At 71.5% G+C, this 21,866-nt stretch carries 22 protein-coding genes; 12 read left to right on the forward strand and 10 right to left on the reverse strand.

Features of this window, described 5'->3' with window-relative positions:
• Window positions 1–60: 60 nt before the first annotated feature.
• The 3 genes from DEJ19_RS04015 (at window position 61) to DEJ19_RS04025 (ending at window position 2,173) form a co-directional block, all read left to right on the forward strand.
• Window positions 61–1,017, forward strand: a complete 957-nt coding sequence (locus DEJ19_RS04015; protein ID WP_111234060.1) for a serine hydrolase domain-containing protein — start codon at window positions 61–63, stop codon at window positions 1,015–1,017.
• 57 nt (window positions 1,018–1,074) lie between these two features.
• Window positions 1,075–1,782: a 5'-methylthioadenosine/S-adenosylhomocysteine nucleosidase gene (gene mtnN / locus DEJ19_RS04020; protein WP_111234059.1), complete on the forward strand. Its 708-nt coding sequence runs from the start codon at window positions 1,075–1,077 to the stop codon at window positions 1,780–1,782.
• Between the two features lie 235 nt (window positions 1,783–2,017).
• Complete coding sequence (locus DEJ19_RS04025) at window positions 2,018–2,173, forward strand: hypothetical protein (RefSeq protein ID WP_155896774.1); 156 nt, start codon at window positions 2,018–2,020, stop codon at window positions 2,171–2,173.
• Between the two features lie 54 nt (window positions 2,174–2,227).
• Here DEJ19_RS04025 and DEJ19_RS04030 read toward each other — a convergent pair whose 3' ends face one another.
• A complete protein-coding gene (locus tag DEJ19_RS04030; RefSeq protein ID WP_111234058.1) occupies window positions 2,228–4,651 on the reverse strand; it encodes an excinuclease ABC subunit UvrA in 2,424 nt (807 codons plus the stop codon).
• Window positions 4,652–4,792: 141 nt separating this feature from the next.
• Complete coding sequence (locus tag DEJ19_RS04035; RefSeq protein WP_110865654.1) at window positions 4,793–5,476, reverse strand: hypothetical protein; 684 nt, start codon at window positions 5,474–5,476, stop codon at window positions 4,793–4,795.
• A gap of 276 nt (window positions 5,477–5,752) precedes the next feature.
• Here DEJ19_RS04035 and DEJ19_RS04040 point away from each other — a divergent pair, with 276 nt between their 5' ends.
• A complete protein-coding gene (locus DEJ19_RS04040; RefSeq protein WP_111024640.1) occupies window positions 5,753–6,148 on the forward strand; it encodes a hypothetical protein in 396 nt (131 codons plus the stop codon).
• 120 nt (window positions 6,149–6,268) lie between these two features.
• Here DEJ19_RS04040 and DEJ19_RS04045 read toward each other — a convergent pair whose 3' ends face one another.
• The 3 genes from DEJ19_RS04045 to DEJ19_RS04055 form a co-directional block, all read right to left on the reverse strand.
• Window positions 6,269–7,666 carry an FAD-binding oxidoreductase gene (locus tag DEJ19_RS04045; protein WP_111233543.1) on the reverse strand — a complete coding sequence of 466 codons (1,398 nt, stop codon included), beginning with the start codon at window positions 7,664–7,666 and terminating at the stop codon, window positions 6,269–6,271.
• Window positions 7,667–7,727: 61 nt separating this feature from the next.
• Window positions 7,728–8,075, reverse strand: coding sequence for a VOC family protein (locus DEJ19_RS04050; protein WP_258377426.1), 348 nt, complete (start codon window positions 8,073–8,075; stop codon window positions 7,728–7,730).
• 179 nt (window positions 8,076–8,254) lie between these two features.
• Window positions 8,255–8,833 carry a TetR/AcrR family transcriptional regulator gene (locus tag DEJ19_RS04055; protein WP_110865000.1) on the reverse strand — a complete coding sequence of 193 codons (579 nt, stop codon included), beginning with the start codon at window positions 8,831–8,833 and terminating at the stop codon, window positions 8,255–8,257.
• Between the two features lie 85 nt (window positions 8,834–8,918).
• Between DEJ19_RS04055 and DEJ19_RS04060 the strand changes: the two genes are divergently transcribed.
• Window positions 8,919–9,800 carry an SDR family oxidoreductase gene (locus DEJ19_RS04060; RefSeq protein WP_111233544.1) on the forward strand — a complete coding sequence of 294 codons (882 nt, stop codon included), beginning with the start codon at window positions 8,919–8,921 and terminating at the stop codon, window positions 9,798–9,800.
• A gap of 391 nt (window positions 9,801–10,191) precedes the next feature.
• Here the strand turns inward: DEJ19_RS04060 and DEJ19_RS04065 are convergent, their stop codons facing one another.
• The gene (locus tag DEJ19_RS04065) at window positions 10,192–11,067 is read right to left on the reverse strand and encodes a DUF808 domain-containing protein (protein ID WP_111233577.1); all 876 of its coding nucleotides are present in this window, start codon (window positions 11,065–11,067) and stop codon (window positions 10,192–10,194) included.
• Between the two features lie 94 nt (window positions 11,068–11,161).
• On the opposite strand from DEJ19_RS04065, the gene DEJ19_RS04070 reads away from it, so the two are divergent.
• Complete coding sequence (locus tag DEJ19_RS04070; RefSeq protein ID WP_111033636.1) at window positions 11,162–11,431, forward strand: hypothetical protein; 270 nt, start codon at window positions 11,162–11,164, stop codon at window positions 11,429–11,431.
• Window positions 11,432–11,450: 19 nt separating this feature from the next.
• Here the strand turns inward: DEJ19_RS04070 and DEJ19_RS04075 are convergent, their stop codons facing one another.
• Window positions 11,451–11,861 (reverse strand): VOC family protein, encoded by a 411-nt coding sequence (locus DEJ19_RS04075; protein WP_111233545.1) that lies wholly within the window; start codon window positions 11,859–11,861, stop codon window positions 11,451–11,453.
• Between the two features lie 48 nt (window positions 11,862–11,909).
• Complete coding sequence (locus DEJ19_RS04080) at window positions 11,910–12,488, reverse strand: TetR family transcriptional regulator (RefSeq protein WP_027464431.1); 579 nt, start codon at window positions 12,486–12,488, stop codon at window positions 11,910–11,912.
• A 69-nt stretch (window positions 12,489–12,557) separates the two neighbouring features.
• Between DEJ19_RS04080 and DEJ19_RS04085 the strand changes: the two genes are divergently transcribed.
• The 3 genes from DEJ19_RS04085 (at window position 12,558) to DEJ19_RS04095 (ending at window position 14,412) form a co-directional block, all read left to right on the forward strand.
• Window positions 12,558–13,316 (forward strand): SDR family NAD(P)-dependent oxidoreductase, encoded by a 759-nt coding sequence (locus DEJ19_RS04085; protein ID WP_110865003.1) that lies wholly within the window; start codon window positions 12,558–12,560, stop codon window positions 13,314–13,316.
• Between the two features lie 72 nt (window positions 13,317–13,388).
• Window positions 13,389–13,994 (forward strand): nucleotidyltransferase domain-containing protein, encoded by a 606-nt coding sequence (locus DEJ19_RS04090; protein ID WP_111095664.1) that lies wholly within the window; start codon window positions 13,389–13,391, stop codon window positions 13,992–13,994.
• Between the two features lie 256 nt (window positions 13,995–14,250).
• A complete protein-coding gene (locus DEJ19_RS04095; protein WP_181437823.1) occupies window positions 14,251–14,412 on the forward strand; it encodes a hypothetical protein in 162 nt (53 codons plus the stop codon).
• A 311-nt stretch (window positions 14,413–14,723) separates the two neighbouring features.
• Here the strand turns inward: DEJ19_RS04095 and DEJ19_RS04100 are convergent, their stop codons facing one another.
• Both DEJ19_RS04100 and DEJ19_RS04105 read right to left on the reverse strand, forming a co-directional pair.
• Window positions 14,724–15,311, reverse strand: a complete 588-nt coding sequence (locus tag DEJ19_RS04100; RefSeq protein WP_051596480.1) for a TetR/AcrR family transcriptional regulator — start codon at window positions 15,309–15,311, stop codon at window positions 14,724–14,726.
• Window positions 15,312–15,387: 76 nt separating this feature from the next.
• Window positions 15,388–17,592 (reverse strand): MDR family MFS transporter, encoded by a 2,205-nt coding sequence (locus DEJ19_RS04105; RefSeq protein WP_111233546.1) that lies wholly within the window; start codon window positions 17,590–17,592, stop codon window positions 15,388–15,390.
• A gap of 96 nt (window positions 17,593–17,688) precedes the next feature.
• Here DEJ19_RS04105 and DEJ19_RS04110 point away from each other — a divergent pair, with 96 nt between their 5' ends.
• The 3 genes from DEJ19_RS04110 (at window position 17,689) to DEJ19_RS04120 (ending at window position 21,732) form a co-directional block, all read left to right on the forward strand.
• The gene (locus DEJ19_RS04110) at window positions 17,689–18,153 is read left to right on the forward strand and encodes a MarR family winged helix-turn-helix transcriptional regulator (RefSeq protein ID WP_163343313.1); all 465 of its coding nucleotides are present in this window, start codon (window positions 17,689–17,691) and stop codon (window positions 18,151–18,153) included.
• A 91-nt stretch (window positions 18,154–18,244) separates the two neighbouring features.
• On the forward strand, window positions 18,245–20,053 hold the full coding sequence (locus DEJ19_RS04115; RefSeq protein ID WP_111093013.1) for a DEAD/DEAH box helicase: 1,809 nt from the start codon (window positions 18,245–18,247) through the stop codon (window positions 20,051–20,053).
• A 338-nt stretch (window positions 20,054–20,391) separates the two neighbouring features.
• Window positions 20,392–21,732, forward strand: coding sequence for a fibronectin type III domain-containing protein (locus tag DEJ19_RS04120; protein ID WP_181441563.1), 1,341 nt, complete (start codon window positions 20,392–20,394; stop codon window positions 21,730–21,732).
• Window positions 21,733–21,866 lie beyond the last annotated feature (134 nt).

Consider the following 21,866-nt stretch of genomic DNA (forward strand, 5'->3'; position numbering starts at 1 on the left):
GACGGTACGCGGCGGTCCCTGCTCGTGCCCGCAGCCGCGCGGCCACGAGAGGATGGGGTTGTGCACACCGCCGCGACCATCCTCGACGCCGTCGTCCGGCACATCGACACCACCGGGTTCGCCGCACACGGCATCCACGTGCGCACGCGGACTGCGGCTCCGGGCGCCGAGAGCACCGCGGGCGACGTCGCCGAGCACCACTGGACCCCCGACGTCCGACGCGAGATCCACTCCGCCGCGAAGGGCGTCTGCGTCCTGACCACCGGCATCGCCGCCGACAACGGCCTGGTCGACGTCGACGAACCGATCGCGACGTCCCTGGTCGGCACCGGCCTCGGTACGGCGACCGGGCTCGCGCTCGGCGACGGCGTCGACCGGGTCACCCTCCGGCACCTGCTCACCATGACCAGCGGGATCGACATGCCCTGGTCGGCGACCGAGCTGACGGACTGGCCGGACCTGGCGGCCGAGTTCCTCCGGCGACCGTCCCGCGGCCGGGTGTTCCAGTACGCGAACGCCAGCACCTACACGGCGATGCGCGTGCTCGAGACCCGGGTCGGCGACGTCGGCGCGTTCGTCACCGAGCGGCTGTTCGCGCCGCTCGGCATCCAGGACGTCGAGTGGCAACGCTGCCCGAACGGGTTCGTCGCAGCGGGCGAGGGACTGTCGCTCCGCACCGAGGAGCTCGCCCGCATCGGACGCCTGATCCGCGACCGCGGGATCGTCGACGGACAGCGGATCGTCAGCGCGCGGTGGTGCGACGCGATGCACACCGACTGGGTCGAGCGCGAGGGCACCGGCCCCGGCTACGAGCGGTACGCGATGGCCGGGTGGGGTGGTCCCGGCCGACTCTGGCGGCTGCACGGTGCGTACGGTCAGATGCTGCTGTTCGACGAGACCGAGGCGAGCAACGACTCCGGCACCGTCGTCACCATCACCGCCGACGACCACTTCGGCGCCGACGCGCTCGCCGCCTTCGTCGCCGACGAGCTGGCCCGCCAGGACCCCCGCCGCTAGCACCGTCGACGATCCGACCTGCACGTCCGCGCGCGTCCGGCGTGGGAGGATCGATCAGTGCAGCAGCAACCCGTCGCGATCATCATCGCGGCCATGAGCGAAGAGGTCTCGGCCTTCGCCGACCTCTTCGGCGGTGTCCCGGTCCTCGACGGCCCAGTCGGTGGCCACGACCCGCACCAGCTGCTCGACATCGGCGGCGCCACGGTCGTCGTGCGCCGCAGCGGCATCGGTTTCACGAACGCCACGGCCGCGGTCGCCCACGGCTTCCACGACTTCGGCCCGGGCATCCCGGTGATCAGCGTCGGGACCGCCGGCGGGCTCATGCACGGTGTCGCCATCGGTGACGTCGTGGTCGGCGACCGGTACGTCAACCTCAACGCCGACGCCACCGCGTTCGGCTACGCACTGGGCCAGGTCCCCGGCATGCCGACCGGCTACGCGCCGGACGCCCGGCTCGTCGAGCTCGCTATGGGCGCCGACATCGCGTGGCCCCTGCAGTCGGCGACGATCGGCTCGAGCGAGGTCTTCGTGACCGAGGGTCGTGCCCGCGCACTCCGGGTCGCGTTCCCCGAGGTGGCCGCGGTCGACATGGAGTCGGCCGCGATCGCGCAGTTCGCCCACGTGCACGACATGCCGTTCGTGTCGGTCCGGTGCATCAGCGACCTCTGCGCCCCGGACGGCGCCGAGTTCCGCGAGCACCTGGACGACGCCGCGGCGCGCGCAGCGCGCGTGGTCCACGACCTGGTGCTCGGCCTGCGTTCCTGAGTCCGCCCGGCTCCGGCCTGGAGGCGCGACTCGCCGCCGCCGGTCCGGCGGCGGTGATCCGGGCCTCCCGTCCGACCCCGCCTGGTCGCGGGCGCTGCGCTCCGCGGCCATTCAACGAGCGGAATTGCGTTCCACGGACGTTCCGGGACGGATCACGAACCGGTATGAAAACCGCTCGCTAGCCTCCATTTCGGGGGGCCAAGGAACCACGGCCAATCACACAGGGAGATCAGCCATGAGCGCCTACACGAGCGACGAGAACGTCGAACCTGCACGCATCACCACCTTCAAGCGCGTCCGCAAGCAGTGGCGTCGGACGGGTGAGGTCGGCTACACGCACAGTGGTAGCGACTTCTTCCGCGACGACGCCCCGGAAGCGGTCCAGCGGTAACCAGCGGCAGCCACGAAGTGCCCGTCAGGAGCGATCCCGGCGGGCACTTCTGCGTCAGCGACCGAGCTGGTCCCGCAGGTACGGGGCGGTCCGGCTGGTGGTCGAGGCGGCGACCTCGGCTGGCGTGCCGGAGGCGACCACCTGGCCACCCTCGACACCGCCGGACGGACCCATGTCGATGACGTGGTCGGCGCTCGCGACGACGTCCATGGCGTGCTCGACAACGACGACGGTGTTGCCCGCGTCGGTCAGTCGGGCGAGCTGGGCGGTGAGCAGCTCGACGTCGGCCGGGTGCAGGCCGGTGGTGGGCTCGTCGAGCAGGTACAGGGTGTGGCCGGTCCGCGCGCGCTGCAGTTCCGTGGCGAGCTTGATGCGCTGTGCCTCGCCGCCGGACAGCTCCGGAGCGGGCTGGCCGAGTCGCAGGTAGCCGAGACCGACCTCGCGCAGGGTCTCGAGTCCGCGTCCGGCTGCGGGCAGGGACGCCAGGAACGGCGCCGCTTCGTCGACGGTCATGCCGAGGACGTCGGCGATGGACGCCCCGTTCCACCGGACCTCGAGCGTGTCGGCGGTGTAGCGGGAGCCGTGGCACTCGGGGCACGGGGCCCAGCTGCCGGGCAGGAAGAGGAGTTCGACGGACACCGACCCCTCGCCCTGGCAGACCTCGCACCGGCCGCCGGCGACGTTGAAGGAGAACCGCCCGGCGCCCCAACCGCGGGCCTTGGCCTCGTCGGTCTGGGCGAAGGCTGCCCGGACCGCGTCGAACAGGCCGGTGTAGGTGGCGAGGTTCGAGCGGGGCGTCCGGCCGATCGGCTTCTGGTCGACCTGCACGACGCGGTCGATGAGCGGGTGCGACGTCGCGACGCCGGGCAGCACGCCACCGACGAGTGACGACTTGCCGGACCCGCTGACCCCGGTGACCGCGGTGAGGACACCGAGCGGCAGGTCGACGTCGAGCCCACGCAGGTTGTGCAGGGTGAGGTCGCGGAGTTGGAGGGTGCCGATCGGGGTCCGGACGGCACGGTCGGCGGTCGGCTGCCGGGGCTCCAGGAAGCGCCGGGTGACAGACGCCTCGACCTCGGCCAGTCCGGCGACCGGTCCGCTGTACAGGACCGTGCCGCCACCGGTGCCCGCGCGGGGGCCGACGTCGACGATCCAGTCGGCTCGGCGCACGATGCTCATGTCGTGCTCGACGACGAAGACGCTGTTGCCGCCGGCACGCAGGTCGTCGAGGACGTCGACGAGGGACTCGGCATCGGCGGGGTGCAGGCCGGCGCTCGGTTCGTCGAGCACGTAGACGACGCCGAACAGGCCGGAGCGGAGCTGCGTCGCGATCCGCAGCCGCTGACTCTCGCCGGGGGAGAGCGTCGGGGTGGCGCGGTCGAGCGCGAGGTAGCCGAGACCCAGGCCGACCAGGACCTCGACGCGGGTGAGCAGGTCGCGGGAGATCGCCACGGCGACCTCGGTGTGCTCGCCGGACGATGCTCGCGACGTCGCCGCTGCCGCATCCGTGATCGCCGCGATCGGGCGCAGGACGTCAGCCAGGCCGGTCAGCGGCAGCGCGTTCAGCTCGGCGATCGAGTGACCGCCGATCGTCACGGCGAGGGCGGCCCGGGTCAGGCCGGTGCCGCCGCAGAGCCCGCACGGGCCGGACTCGACGAACTGCAGCACCTTCTTGCGCTGGGTCTCGCTCTGCGAGTCGGCGAGGGTGTGCAGGACGAACTGGCGGGCGCTCCAGAACCGGCCCTTGTAGGGCTTGGCCACTCGGTCGCGCTTCGGCTGCACCTGCACGACGGGCTGTTCCTCGGTGAAGAGGAGCCAGTCGCGGTCCTTGCGCGACAGCTCGCGCCACGGGCGGTCGATGTCGTAGCCGAGCACGGCGGTGACGTCGCGCAGGTTCTTGCCCTGCCATGCCCCGGGCCAGGCGGTGATCGCGCCGTCGCGGATGCTCAGCGACGGATCGTGCACGGCCGATGCCTCGGTGACCTCGTGCGCGGTCCCGATGCCGTGGCACCGGGGGCAGGCGCCGGCGACGGTGTTCGGCGAGAAGGAGTCCGACTCGAGCCGGTCGGCGCCGGACGGGTACGTGCCGGCGCGCGAGTAGAGCATGCGCATCGAGTTCGACAGCGTGGTCATGGTGCCGACGGTGGAACGGGAGCTCGGGGCGCCGCGACGCTGCTGCAGGGCGACGGCGGGCGGCAGTCCGGTGATCGAGTCGACGTGCGGGGTGGAACCCTGCGCGATCAGCCGCCGCGCGTACGGGGCGACGGACTCGAGGAACCGGCGCTGGGCCTCGGCGAAGACGGTGCCGAAGGCGAGTGAGGACTTGCCGGAGCCGGAGACGCCGGTGAACGCGACGATCCGGTCGCGGGGGATGTCCACGTCGACGTCGCGCAGGTTGTTCTCGCGGGCGCCACGGACGCGGATGAAGTCGTCCGGCCCGGGTCGGTCGTCGGTCTGGGTCGAGCGAGGAGCGGGCATTCGCTCGATCGTAGGCTCGGCCACTGGGAGAAGCGGTACCGCCGGCGGTACCGCGAACGACGAAGAGCCGCTCCGCCCTGATCGGCGGAGCGACTCTTCGCGTCGTGCGGTGGTGCTCGTGGTGCGGTGTTGCGGCAGGTGTTACTTGATCTGTGCGGTGATGGTGGCGGTGCCGACGAGGAGGCCGCGCTTGACGGCGTCGGTGCCGAAGGTCTTGTTCAGCAGGCCGGCGGCGTCTTCGGAGATGTGGACGGTGGTGCCGGTGAGGATGGCGTTGTCGCCCTCGAGCTGGAGGGGCTTGAGGGAGCCGCCGTGCAGCTCGAACAGGAACGCGTTGGCCGCGGCGACCTTGCCGTTGACGAGGACGTCGCCGTAGAGCTTGGACGAGCCCGGGTTCACGACGAAGTTCTCCAGCGTGACGGTGGTGTCGCCGGCCTTCAGGGTCAGACCCGAGTCGTCGTGGTTCAGCAGGCCCTGCACGTACGGGCGGTAGTTGCCATCCGGCGACCAGTAGGTGACCGACCCGGCGGTGATCGGGAACGACACCGACCCGTCAGCCAGGGTCGCATCTCCCGAGACGCCGGGGGTGAGCTTCAGGGCGGTGAGGGCGTCGGTGAAGCCGGAGTCGAGCTTCACGGCGGTGGAGCCACCGAGGACCTCGGGGACCGAGGCGACGGGTGCGGGGATCTTCGACTCGGACGACGAGGACACCGTGTGCACGTTCGGGGTCGCGGCCTGGGCGGAGGAGATCCCGAACGCGGCACCGCCGAGGACGAGGGCGCCGGTCGTGGCGAGGGTGATGGAGGTCTTGAGGCTCTTACGCATCGTGATCAGTCCTTTGCTGTTGTCGCGCTCGGCGCGGCTGCTGTGCGCGCCGAACACACCCTTGGATGGGGTGGAGAACCAGCGATGTGCGGCTGGTGAGCGCTCCGGGTGTTTCCCGGTCGTTGCAGGTGATTCGGCACCCTGCCGCGAAGGGTTTGGACCGATCTGCCGTCGTTACCGCTCTGTGACCTTCGGGCACATCCGGACAGCGGTCACGCCCGCAAGTACGTTCTCTGAGAGGCCGCTGAACGTGGTCCATCGAGAAAGGCACTCCCCATGGCATCGACGTCCAGTCGTCCCACGTCCGTCACCGTCGCGTTCGTCATCTGGCTGGTGGTGGTCCTGGCGAACATCCTGCAGGGCATCATCAACCTCACGTCGGGCTCCTCCGCCGACGTCGCTGACAGTGTCGGCACGGCCCCGCTCGTCGGCGGCGCGATCTTCGCGTTCATCCTCGCCGTGATCGAGCTCATCATCGTCTTCAAGATGCGCGACGGCCGCAACTGGGCCCGCATCGTGCTGACGGTCCTCGCGGTCCTGCAGCTCATCGGTGTCGGCGTCGGCGCGGCCTCGGGTGGCAACGCCTTCGGCTGGATCGGTGGCGTCGCGGTGCTCATCGCGACGATCCTGATGTACGTCGGCGGCGCGAACGGGTACTTCCGTCGCCACTGAGCGCGCGTGCGTGCAGATGCGCTCCTGCGTGACGCACACCGGTCGCTGAACGCGACCACCTGACGGACGGGAGGCCCGGTGCCAGCTGGCACCGGGCCTCCCGTCCGTCGTCTGGCCGGGTCAGAACGCCTTGCCCGGGTTCAGGGTCCCCGCCGGATCGAGCGCGTCCTTGACGGAGCGGTGCATCGCGAGCACGCGGTCGCCGAGTTCGACGCGAAGGCCCGGCAGCTTCAGCAGCCCGACGCCGTGCTCACCGGTCACGGTCCCACCGAGCGCCAGGCAGTCCGCCACGATCTGGTCGAACGCGGTCTTCGCGCGGGCCTTCGCGGCGTCGTCGCCCTCGGGCGCGATGATCAGCGGGTGCAGGTTGCCGTCGCCGGCGTGCGCGATGTTGGCGATCGTGACGTCCTGTGCGTCCGCGGTCACCTGGATCCGCCGGAGCATCTCGGGCACCGCGCTCCGCGGCACGCAGATGTCCTCGGTCAGCACCGGGCCGAGCCGTTCGAGCGCCGGGTAGGCGAGTCGGCGGGCCTGGAACAGCCGGTCGATGTCCCCGGGGTCGGTGGCCCGCTCGACGTCCGTGCCACCGGCCTCGGCGAAGACGTCCGCGACCTGGTCGGCGATCTCGTCGCCGGCCGCACCGCGCTCGTCGACCCGGGCGAGCAGCAGGGTGTCGACGTCCGCCGGCAGCCCGAGGTGCATCCAGTCGTCGACGGCCCGCAGGCAGGTGCGGTCGACGATCTCGAGTGCCGCGGGGATGATCCCCGCCCGCGAGATCGCGGCCACGGCGTCGCCCGCCGCGGTCAGCGAGGGGAAGTACCCGATCACCGCCCGTTCGTCACGGCCCGCCAGGGGGAGCAGCTGCACCGTGACCGACACGACGATGCCGAGCGTGCCCTCGGAGCCGACCATCAGCCCCGTGAGGTCGTACCCGGCGACGCCCTTCGCGGTCCGGCGGCCGAGCTCGACCACCGATCCGTCGGCCAGCACGACGGTCATGCCGAGCACGTAGTCGCGGGTGACCCCGTACTTGACGCAGCAGATGCCCCCGGCGTTCGTCGCGACGTTGCCGCCGATCGTCGAGATCGCAGAGCTCGCGGGGTCCGGCGGGTACCAGAGGCCGTGCTCGGCGACCGCGGCGCGGAGTGCGTCGTTGATGACGCCGGGTTCGGTCACCGCGTACCGCTCGTCGGTGTTCACCTCGAGCACCCGGTTCATCCGCTCGAGCGACACGACGATCGAGTCGGCCATCGCGTTGGCGCCACCGGACAAGCCGGTGCCGGCACCGCGGGGGACGACCCGGAGGCCGGCGGCGGCTGCCCACCGGACGGCGGTGACGACGTCGTCGGGGCTGCGTGCCAGGACCACGGCGAGCGGTGCCGTGGAGTCGGCCCACTCGGCGTCGTCGTGGCGGTAGCGCTCGAGGGACTCCGGGTCGCGGAGGACCTGGTCGGACCCCAGCAGGTGTTCGAGGGCGGTGGCGTCGGCTGCGGTGGCGGATGCGGCGGTGACGGTCATGCGGGGTGGGGGTCCTTCCGTGGCGCGGCGGTGCGGGCCGGGTCCGTCGACGATACGCCGGTCAGTCCAGGCAGAACTCGTTGCCCTCGACGTCCTGCAGGACGATGCACGACTCGTTCACCTGGTCCGCCGTCATCCGACGGACCTGGGTGGCGCCGAGCCCGACCAGACGGGCGCTCTCGGCGTCGAGGGCCGCGAGCCGTTCGGCGCCGACCATCCCGGTGCCGACCCGGACGTCCAGGTGCACGCGGTTCTTGACCGTCTTGCCCTCGGGGACGCGCTGGAAGAACAGGCGGGGGCCGGCACCGGTCGGGTCGACGCACGCGAAGGCCGAGCCCTGGTGCTCCGGCGGCAGCGACCGGTCGAACGCGTCCCAGTCGGCGAACCCCGGTGGGGGCGGCGGTACCACGTACCCGAGGACCTCGCACCAGAACCGGGCGACACGCTCCGGCTCGGCGCAGTCGAAACGTCACCTGGACCTGTCGCACCGTTGCCATGGCGCCGAGGATACGACGATGCGCGACCGGCGTCCGCCCGGCGTTCGCCCCGCGTCCGCCCGGCGTCCGCCCCGCGTCCGCCCGCGTCCGCTCAGCCGAGCTGGGTGGCGGCGGCTCGGAGCTCGGCGAGCGCGGCCGTGGCGTGGTCGGCCAGTCGGTCGTCGTCGGCGCGCCCCACACCCGACCACCGCTCGAAGCCCTGCTTGAAGGCGAGGACACCCATCTCGGCGGCCAGTCGAGCGGGCGCGTCGGGGACACCGCGGCCGACCAGGGCGTCGGTCATGGCCGCGGCCATCCCGACGCTCTTCAGGGCGTCGCGCTCCTGCAGTTCGGCGCTGGCGGCGACTGCCGCTCGCAGTCGTGGTCCGAGCTCGCGGTTCAGCGGTCCCATCTCGTCCGAGGCCCGTTCCAGACCCGCGGCGACGGCGTCGAGCGGGGTGGCGTCGGCCGGTGCGTCGGTGATGCCCTCGGCGAGCAGCCGGCTCAGGGTCTCCTGCCCGGCGACGAGCAGTTCGCGCTTGTCCGGGAAGTGCCGGAAGAACGTGCTCTTGGTGACACCGGCGCGCTCGGTGATCTGCGCGACGGTCGTCTCGTCGTAGCCCTGCTCGGAGAACAGGTCGACCGCGGCCAGGACCAGTCGTTCCCGGGCCCCGGGTTCCCATCGCACCATGGGACGATCATACGCGACGGGACAATTGTCCCATCACGGGTGTACGGTGACGGTACAAAAGTCCCATCACTTGTGAGGAGCACCCATGCACGTCTTCGTCACCGGCGGCACCGGCACCATCGGCACCGCCGTCGTCACCGAACTCATCACCGCCGGGCACGCCGTCACGGCCCTGGCCCGCTCGGACCGGTCGGCCGCTGCCCTCGTCGCCGCGGGGGCGACCCCCGCCCGCGGTGCGCTCACCGACCTCGACGTGCTGCGCGACGGCGCCCGCTCCGCCGACGGGGTCATCAGCCTCGCGTTCTCGAACGACTTCAGTTCGGCGGAGGCGCTCGAGCGGGGGATCGCCGAGGAAGGCGCCGCCATGGCCGCACTCGGCGAGGCACTCGTCGGCACCGACCGCCCGTTCGTCGTCGTCTCCGGCACGCCGTGGGAGCCCGGTCGGGCCTCGGTCGAGACCGACCCGCTCCCGCTCGAGGGGCCGGTCGCGGGTCGAGCCCGATCGGTCCTCGCCGCCCTCGACCTGGCGGCACGGGGCGTTCGGGTCTCGGCGATCCGGCTGCCGCGCACCGTGCACGCGGACGGCACGGGCGGGTTCGCCGGCATCCTGACGGAGACGGCCCGACAGGCAGGGGTGGCGGGCTACCCCGGCGACGGCGAGCAGCGGTGGCCCGCCGTGCACGCCGCGGACGCCGCGGTGCTGTTCCGGCTCGCGCTCGAAGGTGCTCCGGCGGGGACCGTCTGGCACGCGGTCGCCGACGAGGGGGACCGGGTGCGTGACCTGGCCGAGGTCATCGGTCGGCGGCTCGGCCTGCCGGTCGAGCGGGTGGCCGACGAGACGTTCGGCGCGTTCGCGCCGATCTTCGCGATGGACCAGCCGTCGTCGAGTGCCCACACGCGCGAAGCGCTCGGCTGGGTGCCGACGCACCCGAGCCTGCTCGAGGACCTGGAGAACGTGCAGCGCTGAGCGCTGAGCGCTGAGCGCTGAGCGCTGAGCGCTGAGCGGTGAGCGCTGAGCGCTGAGCGCTGAGCGCTGCCAGTGCACGGTGCGGCGTGCGCGATGCGGTGCGGCGTTGATGGCGTGGTGCGCGCCTGTGGCGCGTCACGGGGCGGTCAGGCGCGCACCGGTCGGCGTTGCGCGCACGGTGCGCCGGTCGGGAGGTGCGGTGCCGGGCCGCCCCGGGCCTCCTGGCTGTGCGGTGGGCGCTGCCAGTGCACGGTGCGGCGTGCGCGATGCGGTGCGGCGTTGATGGCGTGGTGCGCGCCTGTGGCGCGTCACGGGGCGGTCAGGCGCGCACCGGTCGGCGTTGCGCACGGTGCCAGGCCGCCACGGGCCTCCCGTCCGTCGCGCAGCCGCGTCAGTGCGGCGTGCCGCGCAGGCGGCCGATGCCCAGCACGATGCCGACGACGACCATGCCCAGCGCGAGGCCGGCCACGGCCGAGACGGCGGTGTCGGCGATCCAGACGACGACGGGGCCTGCGGCCTCGAGCGCGTGCTCGATCACGTGCAGCAGGTCGTAGGGCCCGTGCCAGACGGTCTCGGCGAGGTTCGCGATGACCAGGTGTCCGCCGACCCAGAGCATCGCGACCGTGCCGATGACGCTGATGAACCGGAAGACCATCGGCATCGCGCGGACGATGCGGGCACCGATCCGACGGGTGCGGCGGACCGAGTTCTTCATCATCTGCAGGCCGATGTCGTCGACCTTCACGAGCAGTGCCACGGCACCGTAGACGACGGCCGTCATGACCAGACCGATCACGATCAGGGCGCCGAGCGTCGGCCAGAGCCCCAGGTCGGGGTCGAGGCCCGCCAGCGCGATGAGCATGATCTCGGTGCTCAGGATGAGGTCGGTGCGGATGGCGCCGAAGACGAGCTTCGGTTCGGTGACGGCCTCGTCGGACCCGCCGTCGTGGTGGACGCCGAACCACTCGGTGACCTTCTCGGCGCCCTCGAAGCACAGGTACGTGCCGCCGAGCAGCAGCAGCCACGGCAGCACCCCGGGTGCGAACGCCGTGAGCAGCAACGCCAGCGGGATGATGATGATGAACTTGTTGAACAGGCTGCCGAGGGCGATGCGCCCGACGACGGGGAGTTCACGAGCGGGCTCGAGGCCCTGCACGTACTGGGGCGTGACGGCGGCGTCGTCGATGACGACCCCGGCGGTCTTCGCGCTGGCCTTGAGGGCTGCGGAGAGGATGTCGTCCACCACGGCGAGCAATCCGACTGACAATGCGTTCTCCACTCGTCTGACCTGTGACCGTGCACAGCGTAGTGGCCGCGGAGCATCCTGAACGCCAGCCGCGGGGCGTCCGTAGGCTCGCGGCATGGCTGACTTCACCGCATCCCAGGCCGCCGTCGTCCGGATCGAGCGTTCCGAGCAGGGGCGCTGGGACCTCTCCGTCATCAGCGACGCCGGTGTCGCGATGGGGCACGGCGTGTACCTGTTCGACGCGGAGCACGACGACGCCGAGGACGAGCAGGCCGCGGCCCTCGACTTCGTGCGCGACTACGGGTTCCGGTTCGAGCGCGACGCGGTGCAGGCCGACGGTCCCGACGCCTTCTGGGCACCGCTGCTGCCGTCCGACCAGCAGTAGGCGCTGCAGCGCGCGGGACTCAGCGCGCCGAGTCCTCGAACCCGATCAGCCAGGTGACGCCGTACGCGTCGCGGACGGTGCCGTCCCAGTCGCCCCACGGGCGCTGCTGCAGCGGGTCGATCACTGTGCCGCCCTCGGCGAGCTGGTCGAACCACCGACGCAGGACGTCCGGTTCCGCAGCGCCGAGCAGTGAGAAGAGCAGCCCGGTCGCCGCGAACGGGGTGTCGCCCTCGCTCGCGTCCGCGGCGAACAGCTGCAGCTCGCCGGTGAGCTGGCCGTGCGCGACGGCGTCGGCCGGGCCGTCCGTGCGGGAGAAGTCCGCGTAGGTCGCGATCTGCACCTCGCCGCCGAACACCCGCTGCCAGTGCTCGAGGGCCTGCCTGGCGGTGCCGGCGAACTGGAAGTACGGCGCGGGTCCGGTCGTGTGCATGCCCGGCAAGGTACTCCGGAGTGCGGCGTGCGGGAACCCCGGGGCTCGTCAGTCGAGCAGCGCGAGTGCCCGCTCCAGGACGTCCTCCGGTCGTCCGTCGCCGTGCAGTGCCCACCAGGTCAGTGCGGCGCTCGCGGCGGCGGCCAGCGTGTGGGCGCGCACGGCGACGGCGAGGTCGTCGGCGGTGACCCCGTCCCGCTCGGCCACGTACCGCAGGATCTCGTCGGTCAGGGCCGTGACCGTGGCAGCGCCGACGTGCTCGAGCGACGGGTTCGCGCGGATGACCCGGAGCCGGTGTCGGGTGACCTCGACGGCGTCGTCCGGGAACGTCGCACCGATCCGGTAGGCCGCCCGGAGCGCCACCGCCGAGGGCTCGTCGGCCGGCCGTGACCGCAGGGCCTCGCGGAACCGTGCGGCGAACTCGTCGAGGCCGCCCCAGACCAGCGCCGCCTTGTTCGGGAACAGCCGGAAGAGCGACCGGCGACTGACCCCGGCCGCCGCGGCGACGTCGTCCATCGACACCGCGTCGAAGCCCTGGTCGTCGAACAGCCGGAGTGCGACGAGGGACACGGCGTCGGGGTCGATGGTGCGCGGGCGCCCCGTCGGACGGTCGTTCGTCGAGCTCATGGAGACCTTTCGGCACTGAGTGCTATAACCGGGTGTGGCGCAGCGAGCGCCTCTCATTGAGGAGACCACATGACCGACACCACCGCCGGACGGTTCACCGGCAGGACCATCATCGTCACCGGAGCGGGTTCCGGCATCGGACGCGCCACGGCGACACGCATCGCGAACGAGGGCGGCCGCGTCATCGCGACCGACGTCGTGGCTGATCGGCTCGATGCACTGCGCACGGAGCTCGAGGGCCTCGCAGTGGAGACCGTCGTCGGCGACGTCGCCGCGAGGGAGACCATCGACGCACTCATCGCCGCCGCCGGCGACCGGGTGGACGGGCTCGCCAACGTCGCCGGCATCATGGACGCGTTCCTGCCGCCGGACGAGGTCGACGACGCCACCTGGGAGCGTGTCTTCAGCGTCAACGTCACCGGCCCGATGCGCCTGACCCGCGCGGTGCTGCCGCTGATGATCGCCGCCGGCAAGGGATCGGTCGTGAACGTCGCGTCCGAGGCTGCGTTGAAGGCCTCGGCTGCCGGTGCTGCCTACACCTCGTCGAAGCACGCGATCGCCGGGTACACCAAGAGCGTCGCGTTCTTCCACGGGCCGCAGGGCATCCGGGCGAACGCCGTGGCGCCGGGTGCGGTCGCCACGAACATCGAGGCGCCGATGCGCAGCGAGTACGCGGCTCGCCGGGTCGGTCCGATCATGCAGACCACCATCCCGCCGGTCGCCCAGCCCGAGCAGCTCGCCGCCGCCATCACCTGGCTGCTGAGCGACGACTCGGCGAACGTCAACGGTGCGGTGCTGCCGAGCGACGGTGGCTGGTCCGTGGTCTGACGGATTTGCTCAGATACGAGTAGAAATCTACCTGGAGTGGTAGATTTCTACTCGATCTGATCGGACCTCTCCATGCAGTTGCAATCTCCCCTCGCGACGGTCACCACCTCCGTGGACGGCGATGTCCTCGCGGTGTTGGCACTGGCCCCCGGACCCCTGACGATCGCGGGAATCTGCAGCCTGGTGCCCGACCGGTCGTACGCCGGGGTCCGGAACAGTGCGGATCGGCTGGTCGAGCAGGGCCTCGTCGACGGGCATCGGACCGGACGGACGAAGTCCTTCACCCTGAACCGAGAGCACCTCGCCGCCGACGCGGTCACCGCCCTGGCCGACCTCCGGCGTGCCCTGCTCGAACGACTCCGCTCCGGCTGTCGGTCGATCCCCCTCCGGTACGCCGCGCTCTTCGGATCCGGGGCCCGCGGTGCGATGCGCCCGGACAGCGATCTCGATCTCTGCTTCGTCGTCACTCGCGGCCGACGCCCGGACGCCGAGGACCAGATCCACGCCTTGTGCCGCGCAGCCGGTCGTTGGACCGGCAACGCCGTGCGGCCGGTCGTCTTCGACGAGGACGAGATCGAGGGCACCGATCCGCTCCTCGCGTCGGTTGCTCGGGACGGGATTCCCATCGCAGGTGACGGTCGTTGGCTGTCTCGGAAGCTCCGTACGCTGACCGGATGACCCCGCGAACCGGCACCACCGCACCGGGCGACGATTCGTTCCGGAGGGGCCGGCTCGCCAAGGCGACGGAGTTCCTCGACGCTGCTGACGTCCTCCGCGCGTTGGGTGGTGACGGAGGGGTGTTCAGCGCGGGTCACAGTTCGCGAACGCGTTCGTCACACAGTGCGTCCTCAGCGGCATCGCTGCGGCTGATGCGATCTGCGTGGCTCGGACCGGCAGGTACTCGCGATCGGGAGCGCACGACGAGGCCGTGCCCGTGCTCCGCGCAGCTGCCGGGCCGGCGGTCGCGAAGCACCTCGAGGTGCTCTTGGCTGTGAAGACCAAGGCCGAGTACAACGCGAGGTCGGTCAGCGACGGCGACATCGTGCGCGCCGGCGAAGCCGCCGAGGCACTCGAGGCGGCCGCGCGGTCGGTCTGACGGGCTGGTCGAGCGGGCGACCACGACATCGTCGTGCTGCGGGTGGTCCGGTTCGCCCGCGACCGCTCGCGTGAGGCACTCGTGTGGCACCGGCCGGCGCGGCGGCGTCAGGGCGTCTCCACCTGACGGACGGGAGGCCCGTGGCGACGCCGCCACGGGCCTCCCGTCCGCCCTTCGCTCGCGTCGACGACGCGCGGTTCCTTCCCAGAGCACGTGCGCTGGAAAGCGGAATCGGGCATACCTGGCAGGAAGTTCCTGCCGGGTACGCCCGATTCGACCAGGTACGCCCGAAGGGCCCCGCTACCCCCGCCTCAGGAGACGAGCGCCGCCATCTCGCGCACGACGGCACGGAGCCGGTCCGCGAGCTCGTCGTTGCTCCGCACGGTCTCGCGGTGCGCCACCTCGCTGAGCGCCGACATCACCAGGGTCACCGCGGTGCGGGCGGTCTGTGCGTCCGTGCGGGTGCCGACGACGCTGAGCAGGGACTGGCGCGACTCGGCCATCCACTGCATCACCATCGAGGACATCTCCGGCCGGAGCACGAGCAGCTCCTTCATGCGACGGCGGTCCTGCGAGAGCGGGACGGTGGCCGCGACCAGGGCGCACAGGTCGTCGACCAGGGCACCGTCGGCCTCGGCGAACCAGGCCGCTGAGCGCTCCGGGACCTCGACCGAGTCGAGTCCGAGCGCCGCGTGCGCCTTCGACGAGAAGTAGTTGAAGAAGGTGCGGGGGGAGACGTCGGCGTCGGCGCAGATCTGCTCGACCGTGACGCCGTCGAGCCCGTGCGCGGACACCAGCGTGAGCGCTGCGTCGTGCAGTGCCTGCCGGGTCTGCTGCTTCTTCCGTTCACGCAGCGTGCACGGCTCCGTTGCCGCAGCCGCTGCCGGGGTGGTGATCACGTGGACTCCTGGTGGGTTGGTGTGTGTGGGAGGGGCGCCCGCCCGGAAAGGGGGCACGGACGGACGCCCCGGTCGGTCACCGACGGTGCGTCGGCGTGGATCCGGTCGAACCCGAGCCCGTCGAACCCGAACCGGTCGGCACGGACCCGGTCATCGGGCCCGTGAACGAGCCGGCCTCGGCTGCGGCGGCGCCCGCCTCGGCCTCGAGCTGCGCCTCGGCGGACATGTCGGCCTGCTCCTGCAGCGCGGAACGCTGGCGCAGCGGCGGCACCCGGAAGAACCAGGTCAGCACGAACGCGAGCAGGATGACGCCGAGACCGACCCAGTAGATCGTCACGGACGAGGCGTTGAAGCCCGCCATGAACGGCCGGGTCAGGCGGCTGTCGGCACCGGTCAGGAACGAGGTGTCGTTCGTGCTGGTGGCGCTGTCGCTCGTGGTGTTGCCGTCGTCGATCTTCTTCGCCAGCTCCGGGGTGAGCTCGTCGACCCAGTAGGAGCGCTGGTCGGCGTCCGCCCAGTCGACGGACACGGTGCCGTCCTGGACGCTGGCGTGCGCCTGTTCGGCGACCTGCTCGAGTGCGGACTGTTCGGCGGCCGGCGTGGCCGCGGCGACCTGCTGGTCGATGACGGTCTGCGCTGCTGCTGCGGGCACGGCACCGGCGGTGACCTGCTGCTGCACGGCCGCGGTGACCTGCTCGGTGACCGCGGCGTCGGCGGCCTGCTTCGCCTTCGCCGAGGCGGCGTCGAGCTGCGACTGCACGGTCTTCGTCAGCGGGGTGACGACGGGCGTCCAGATCTTGTCCATGGCGCCCTGGTTCGCCTTCGCGCTGGCGACGGTCGGGTTGAGCGCGGCGTCGAGCGCCGGACCGAGGTCCTTCTGGTTCGCGGTCGCGGTCAGGATGTTCGCCGGCATCACCGAGAACAGGATGGACAGCAGCACGGCGGTGCCGAGCGTGCCACCGATCTGGCGGAAGAACGTGGCGGACGACGTGGCGACGCCCATGTCACGGGCCTCGACGGAGCCCTGCGACGCCAGGGTCAGCGACTGCATGACCGAGCCGAGACCGAGACCGATGAGGAACATGCCGATCATCAGGAACCAGAGCGGCTTGTCGATCGACATGAACGTCAGGACGACGTAGCCGGCGGAGACGAGCGCGGTGCCGATGACCGGGAAGATCCGGTACCGGCCGACGCGGGCGACGATCTGCCCGCTCGTGATCGAGGCGATCATCAGGCCGCCGACCAGCGGCAGCGTCGCGAAGCCGGACTCGGTCGGGGTCAGGCCGACGACGATCTGCAGGTAGAGCGGGATGGTGAGCATCGCGCCGAACATCGCGAAGCCGACCAGGAACCCGATGACGGTCGCCATCGAGAACGTGCCCGAGCGGAACAGCTTGAGCGGGATGATCGCCGCGTCGCCCATCTTCGACTCGATGAGCAGCAGGCCGATCAGGCCGACGACACCGACGACGTAGCAGGCGATGGCGGCGGGGGAGCCCCAGCCCCAGATGCGGCCCTGTTCGGCGACGAGCAGGAGCGGCACGAGGGTGACGATGACGGCGGTCGCGCCCCACCAGTCGACCTTCGGCTTCGCGTCGCCGGCGCCGTGCACCTTCGGCAGGTGCAGGAACACGATGACCATGAGGAGCGCCGCGACGCCGATCGGCACGTTGATCAGGAGCACCCAGCGCCAGCCCGTGATCCACAGGATCTCGGAGGAACCGGCGAGCAGACCACCGATGAGCGGGCCGATCACGGACGAGATGCCGAACACGGCGAGGAAGTACCCCTGGTACTTGGCACGCTCACGCGGGGCGAGGATGTCGCCCATGATCGCGAGCGGCAGCGACATCAGCGCGCCGGCACCGATGCCCTGCACCGCGCGGAAGGCGGCGAGCATGAGCATCGAGGTGGACATCGACGACAGGACGGCGCCGAGGATGAAGACGACGATGCCGAAGATGTACAGCGGGCGGCGGCCGAAGATGTCGGAGAGCTTGCCGTAGATCGGCGTCGCGATCGTCGAGGTGATGAGGTACGCGGTCGTCACCCAGGCCTGCTGGTCGAGCCCGTGCAGGTCGTCGCCGATCGTGCGGATCGCCGTGCCGAACACCGTCTGGCCGAGCGAGGACAGGAACATGCCCGCCATCAGGCCGTAGATCACCAGGAGGATCTGACGGTGGGTCATCAGCGGCTGCTGGCCGGCGCCCCCGGAGGCCGCGGGGGCCTCGGCGGTGTGCCGGCCGTGCTGCACCGGGACGGGTGCGGTGGCGGTCATCGAACTCCTTTTTCTGGCTGTGAAACTTTGCAGACCGCGCAACGATACATCTGTTGCTTCCGGCAAGCAACTAAATGTGCCCGCTACGCTGAGCGCGTGACCGACGACCGGCGTGCCGCCGAGCGACTCCTGCGATCCCAGCTCGACCGGCTGTGGGTCCGGCAGACCCTGCGCTCCTCGCTCATCGAGTCCCGAGGCGGCCTCGACCCGACGGCCCGCGTGATCCTGCGAGCCGTCGCCGGGCACGGGCCGGTCCGGGCGACCGCGATCGCCGACGCGACGGGGTTGTCGCGCCCGGTGATCAGCCGCCGGGTCGCCTCGCTGATCGAGGCCGAGCACCTGATCGGATCGCCGGACCCCGCGGACGGCCGCGCCACGCTCGTCACGCTCGCGCCCGCCGGCCGACGGCTGCTCGACGAGCTGGACGCCGCCGGCGCCGAGGTGTTCGACGACCTGACGGAGGAGTTCGCCTCGGACGAGCTGCGCTCGCTCGCCGAGATGCTGACGCGACTGAACGACCGGGCGGACGCGGTCCTGGGGATCGGCACCACGCGCTCCTGACGTGACCAACACGGCGGACGGGAGGCCCGTGGCGGCGCCGCCACGGGCCTCCCGTCCCTGCGGAGCGCGCATTCGAGATACCGTTGGTGGTATGAGCACGGACACCACCCCCACCACTGAGACCCTCGACGACGGGCCCGTGGTGACGTTCGCCGATCTCGGCCTGAGCGACGCTGTGCTCAAGGCCGTCAAGGACATCGGTTACGAGACCCCTTCCGCCATCCAGGAAGCCACCATCCCCACCCTCCTCGCCGGGCGCGACGTCGTCGGCCTGGCGCAGACCGGTACCGGCAAGACCGCGGCCTTCGCGCTGCCGATCCTGTCCCGCATGGAGTCCGGCAGCAAGAAGCCCCAGGCGCTCGTGCTGTCCCCGACGCGCGAGCTCGCCCTGCAGGTGTGCGAGGCGTTCGAGCAGTTCGCGTCCCACATGAAGAACGTCCACGTCCTGCCGGTCTACGGCGGCCAGGCGTACGGCGTGCAGCTCTCCGCCCTGCGCCGCGGCGTCGACGTCATCGTCGGCACCCCCGGCCGCATCATGGACCACCTGGCGAAGGGCACGCTCGACCTGTCCGAGCTGAAGTACCTGGTGCTCGACGAGGCCGACGAGATGCTCAAGATGGGCTTCGCCGAGGACGTCGAGACGATCCTCGCCGACACCCCCGACGACAAGCAGGTCGCGCTCTTCTCGGCGACCATGCCCGCGCAGATCCGCCGCATCTCGCAGCAGTACCTGACCGACCCGGCCGAGATCACCGTCAAGACCAAGACGAAGACCGCCGCGAACATCACGCAGCGCTACCTGATGGTCTCGTACCCGCAGAAGGTCGACGCGCTCACCCGCATCCTCGAGGTCGAGGACTTCGAGGGCATGATCATCTTCGTCCGCACCAAGAGCGAGACCGAGACCCTGGCCGAGAAGCTCCGTGCCCGCGGGTACGCCGCCGCCGCGATCAGCGGTGACGTCGCCCAGGCCCAGCGTGAGCGCACGGTCAACCAGCTGAAGTCGGGCAAGCTCGACATCCTGGTCGCCACCGACGTCGCCGCCCGTGGCCTCGACGTCGACCGCATCACGCACGTCGTGAACTTCGACATCCCGGTCGACATCGAGTCCTACGTGCACCGCATCGGTCGTACCGGCCGCGCCGGTCGCTCGGGTGACTCGATCAGCTTCGTCACCCCGCGTGAGCGTCGCCTGCTGTCCGCGATCGAGCGCCACACCAAGCAGCCGCTCACGCAGATGCAGCTGCCGACCATCGACGACGTCAACGAGACGCGCCTGACCCGCTTCGACGACGCCATCACCGCGGCGCTCGAGGACCAGGGCCGGATCGCCGCCTTCCGCGACGTCATCGCGCACTACGTCGAGCACCACGACGTCCCCTCGGACGACGTCGCCGCTGCCCTGGCCGTCGTGGCGCAGGGCGACTCGCCGCTGCTCCTCACCGCAGCCGACGACGCCCTCCGCAGCCAGATGGAGCGCGACGCCCGCCGCAGCGAGCGCGACGAGCGTGGTGCCCGCGACGACCGTGGCGGCCGCAACGACCGCGGCGACCGTGGTGGCGACCGCGACCGTGGTGACCGCGGCGACCGTGGCCCGCGCCGTTCGCAGCCGATGTCCCCGTACCGCATCGAGGTCGGCCGTCGTCACCGCGTCGAGCCGCGCCAGATCGTCGGTGCACTCGCGAACGAGGGTGGCCTGCGCCGCGACGACTTCGGAGCGATCCAGATCCGACCGGACTTCTCGATCGTCGAACTGCCGGCCGACATGGACCCCGGTGTTCTCGACCGCCTGACCGACACCCGGATCAGCGGCAAGCTCATCGAGATCCGTGCGGACCGCCGTGGTGCTGGCCGCCGCGACGACCGCGACGACCGTCCGGAGCGCAAGCCGCGCTACTGAGACGAGCCGCGTCCGAGACGCGACCCCCTTCTGACGGGAGGCCCGGTGCCAGCTGGCACCGGGCCTCCCGTCCGTCGTCGGTGCGGGTCCCGTGCCCGCGAGACGCCGTCGTGTCGGCTCCACGCCGCCGAGTCGGCGAGACGCCGCCGAGTCGGCGAGACGCCGTCGGATTCGGCGGCGTCTCGGGAACACGACGGCGTCTGCCGGTCCGGCCATGCGGCATCTTGCGGTGCGGGGAACCGCAGATCCGACCCGCAAGCGTTCCCCTGGGGTCAGCGCGGTGCTGTGATACGTGGAGCCGTGACGCAGGGAGCCGCGGGGAAGGCAGGGGAACCATCGTGTACCGAGCACTCATCACCGCGGTCGCCGCCGCGGCGCTCGTCTTCGGAGGTGCGGTGCCGGCGACGGCGCACACCTCTCCGTCGGTGCCGGGTGCACCGACCGCCGTCCGCGTCACCGGCGACGCGGACAGTGCCACGCTGACGTGGCGTGGCCCGAAGCACGGCGCGAAGGTGACCGGCTGGAAGGTCGCGGTCGCCGCCGTCGCGAACCGGCACGACCGTCAGGTCGACCGACTCCACCCGCGTGCCCGCTCCGACCGCTTCGACGAGCTCTCGCCCGCGACCACGTACCGGTTCTCGGTGCGTGCCCTCGGACACCGGGGGACCGGACGCACGATCACGCTGCGCTGGACGTCACCGTCGGTGCCCGAGCCGGAGACGACGCAGTCGCTGTTCGCGCTCGACGGCAACGGTGACGTCGTGCGGTTCGCGGACTCCGGCAGCGGTGCGGAGACCGTCGTCGCGACGGACGGCGAAGGCTTCACCGCGAACGCCGACGGTGACGTGTTCACCCCGTCGGCGGACGGCACCGAGATCCTGCGGGACCCGGCCGACGGCAGCGGGGTCTCGATCATCGCGTCCGGCCTGCACCTGACCCCGGACCTGCGCTCCGACGCCGAGGGCAACCTGTACTGGGTGGACTCGGTGACCGGTGCGGTGCAGAAGCTGTCCGTCGGCACCTCGACCCCGAAGGTCGTGCTGGACCTGGGCGGCAAGGCCGTCGGGAGCGATGAGCGTTTCTGGACGGTCACCCCGGACGGCAAGGTCGTCGTGCTCGGCGGAACGGTCAGCCGGCCGTACGTCAAGGGCACCGGCATCGCGCCCCGCACGTTCACCGGGCCCGGCGGCTCGACCGTCGGCTACCCCGCCGGTGTGCTCGCGGACTCGCAGGGCAACGTCTACGTCGACATCCGCTCGCCCGGTGCCGCCGGGTCGTGGATCTGGTACCAGCTCAAGCCCGGGGCGACCGAACTGACGAAGATCGAACCGCGGTACGCGTTCGAGTACGCCGCCGCGAACGCGGACGGCTTCTCGCTCCTGCAGTCGGCCGAGTTCTGCCCCGCCCCGTCGGAGTACCCGACCAGCCCGACCGGTTGCAAGATCGACCGCGGCATCCCGGACAAGCTCGTGGTCGGCAGCGGCGGGACGTCCACCGTGCCGGTGACCGGGCTGACCGCCGGGTCGCGTGGCGAGCACCTGGGTGCCGCCTCCGCCGACGGGGACGTGTTCGTCTCCGTCGACAGCGGCCCCTCGGTCGGGCTGTGGAAGGTCCCCGCCGCGGGTGGAGCTGCGCAGCAGCTCGACGCGGCGCAGTACTCGAGGCTGCTGGTGATCTGACCGGCGGTGCGAGGCGGAAGGGGGGCAGGGCGCAACGGCGCGTCCTGTCCCCCTTCCGTGTGCGGCGGCGGCTGGCGGCGGGTGTTCTGGCGGCGTCGGGTTGCAGCGGCTGGCGGCGGCGGCGGCGTCGGCGG

The organism is Curtobacterium sp. MCSS17_016, assembly GCF_003234255.2.
Taxonomy (GTDB): Bacteria; Actinomycetota; Actinomycetes; order Actinomycetales; family Microbacteriaceae; genus Curtobacterium; species Curtobacterium flaccumfaciens.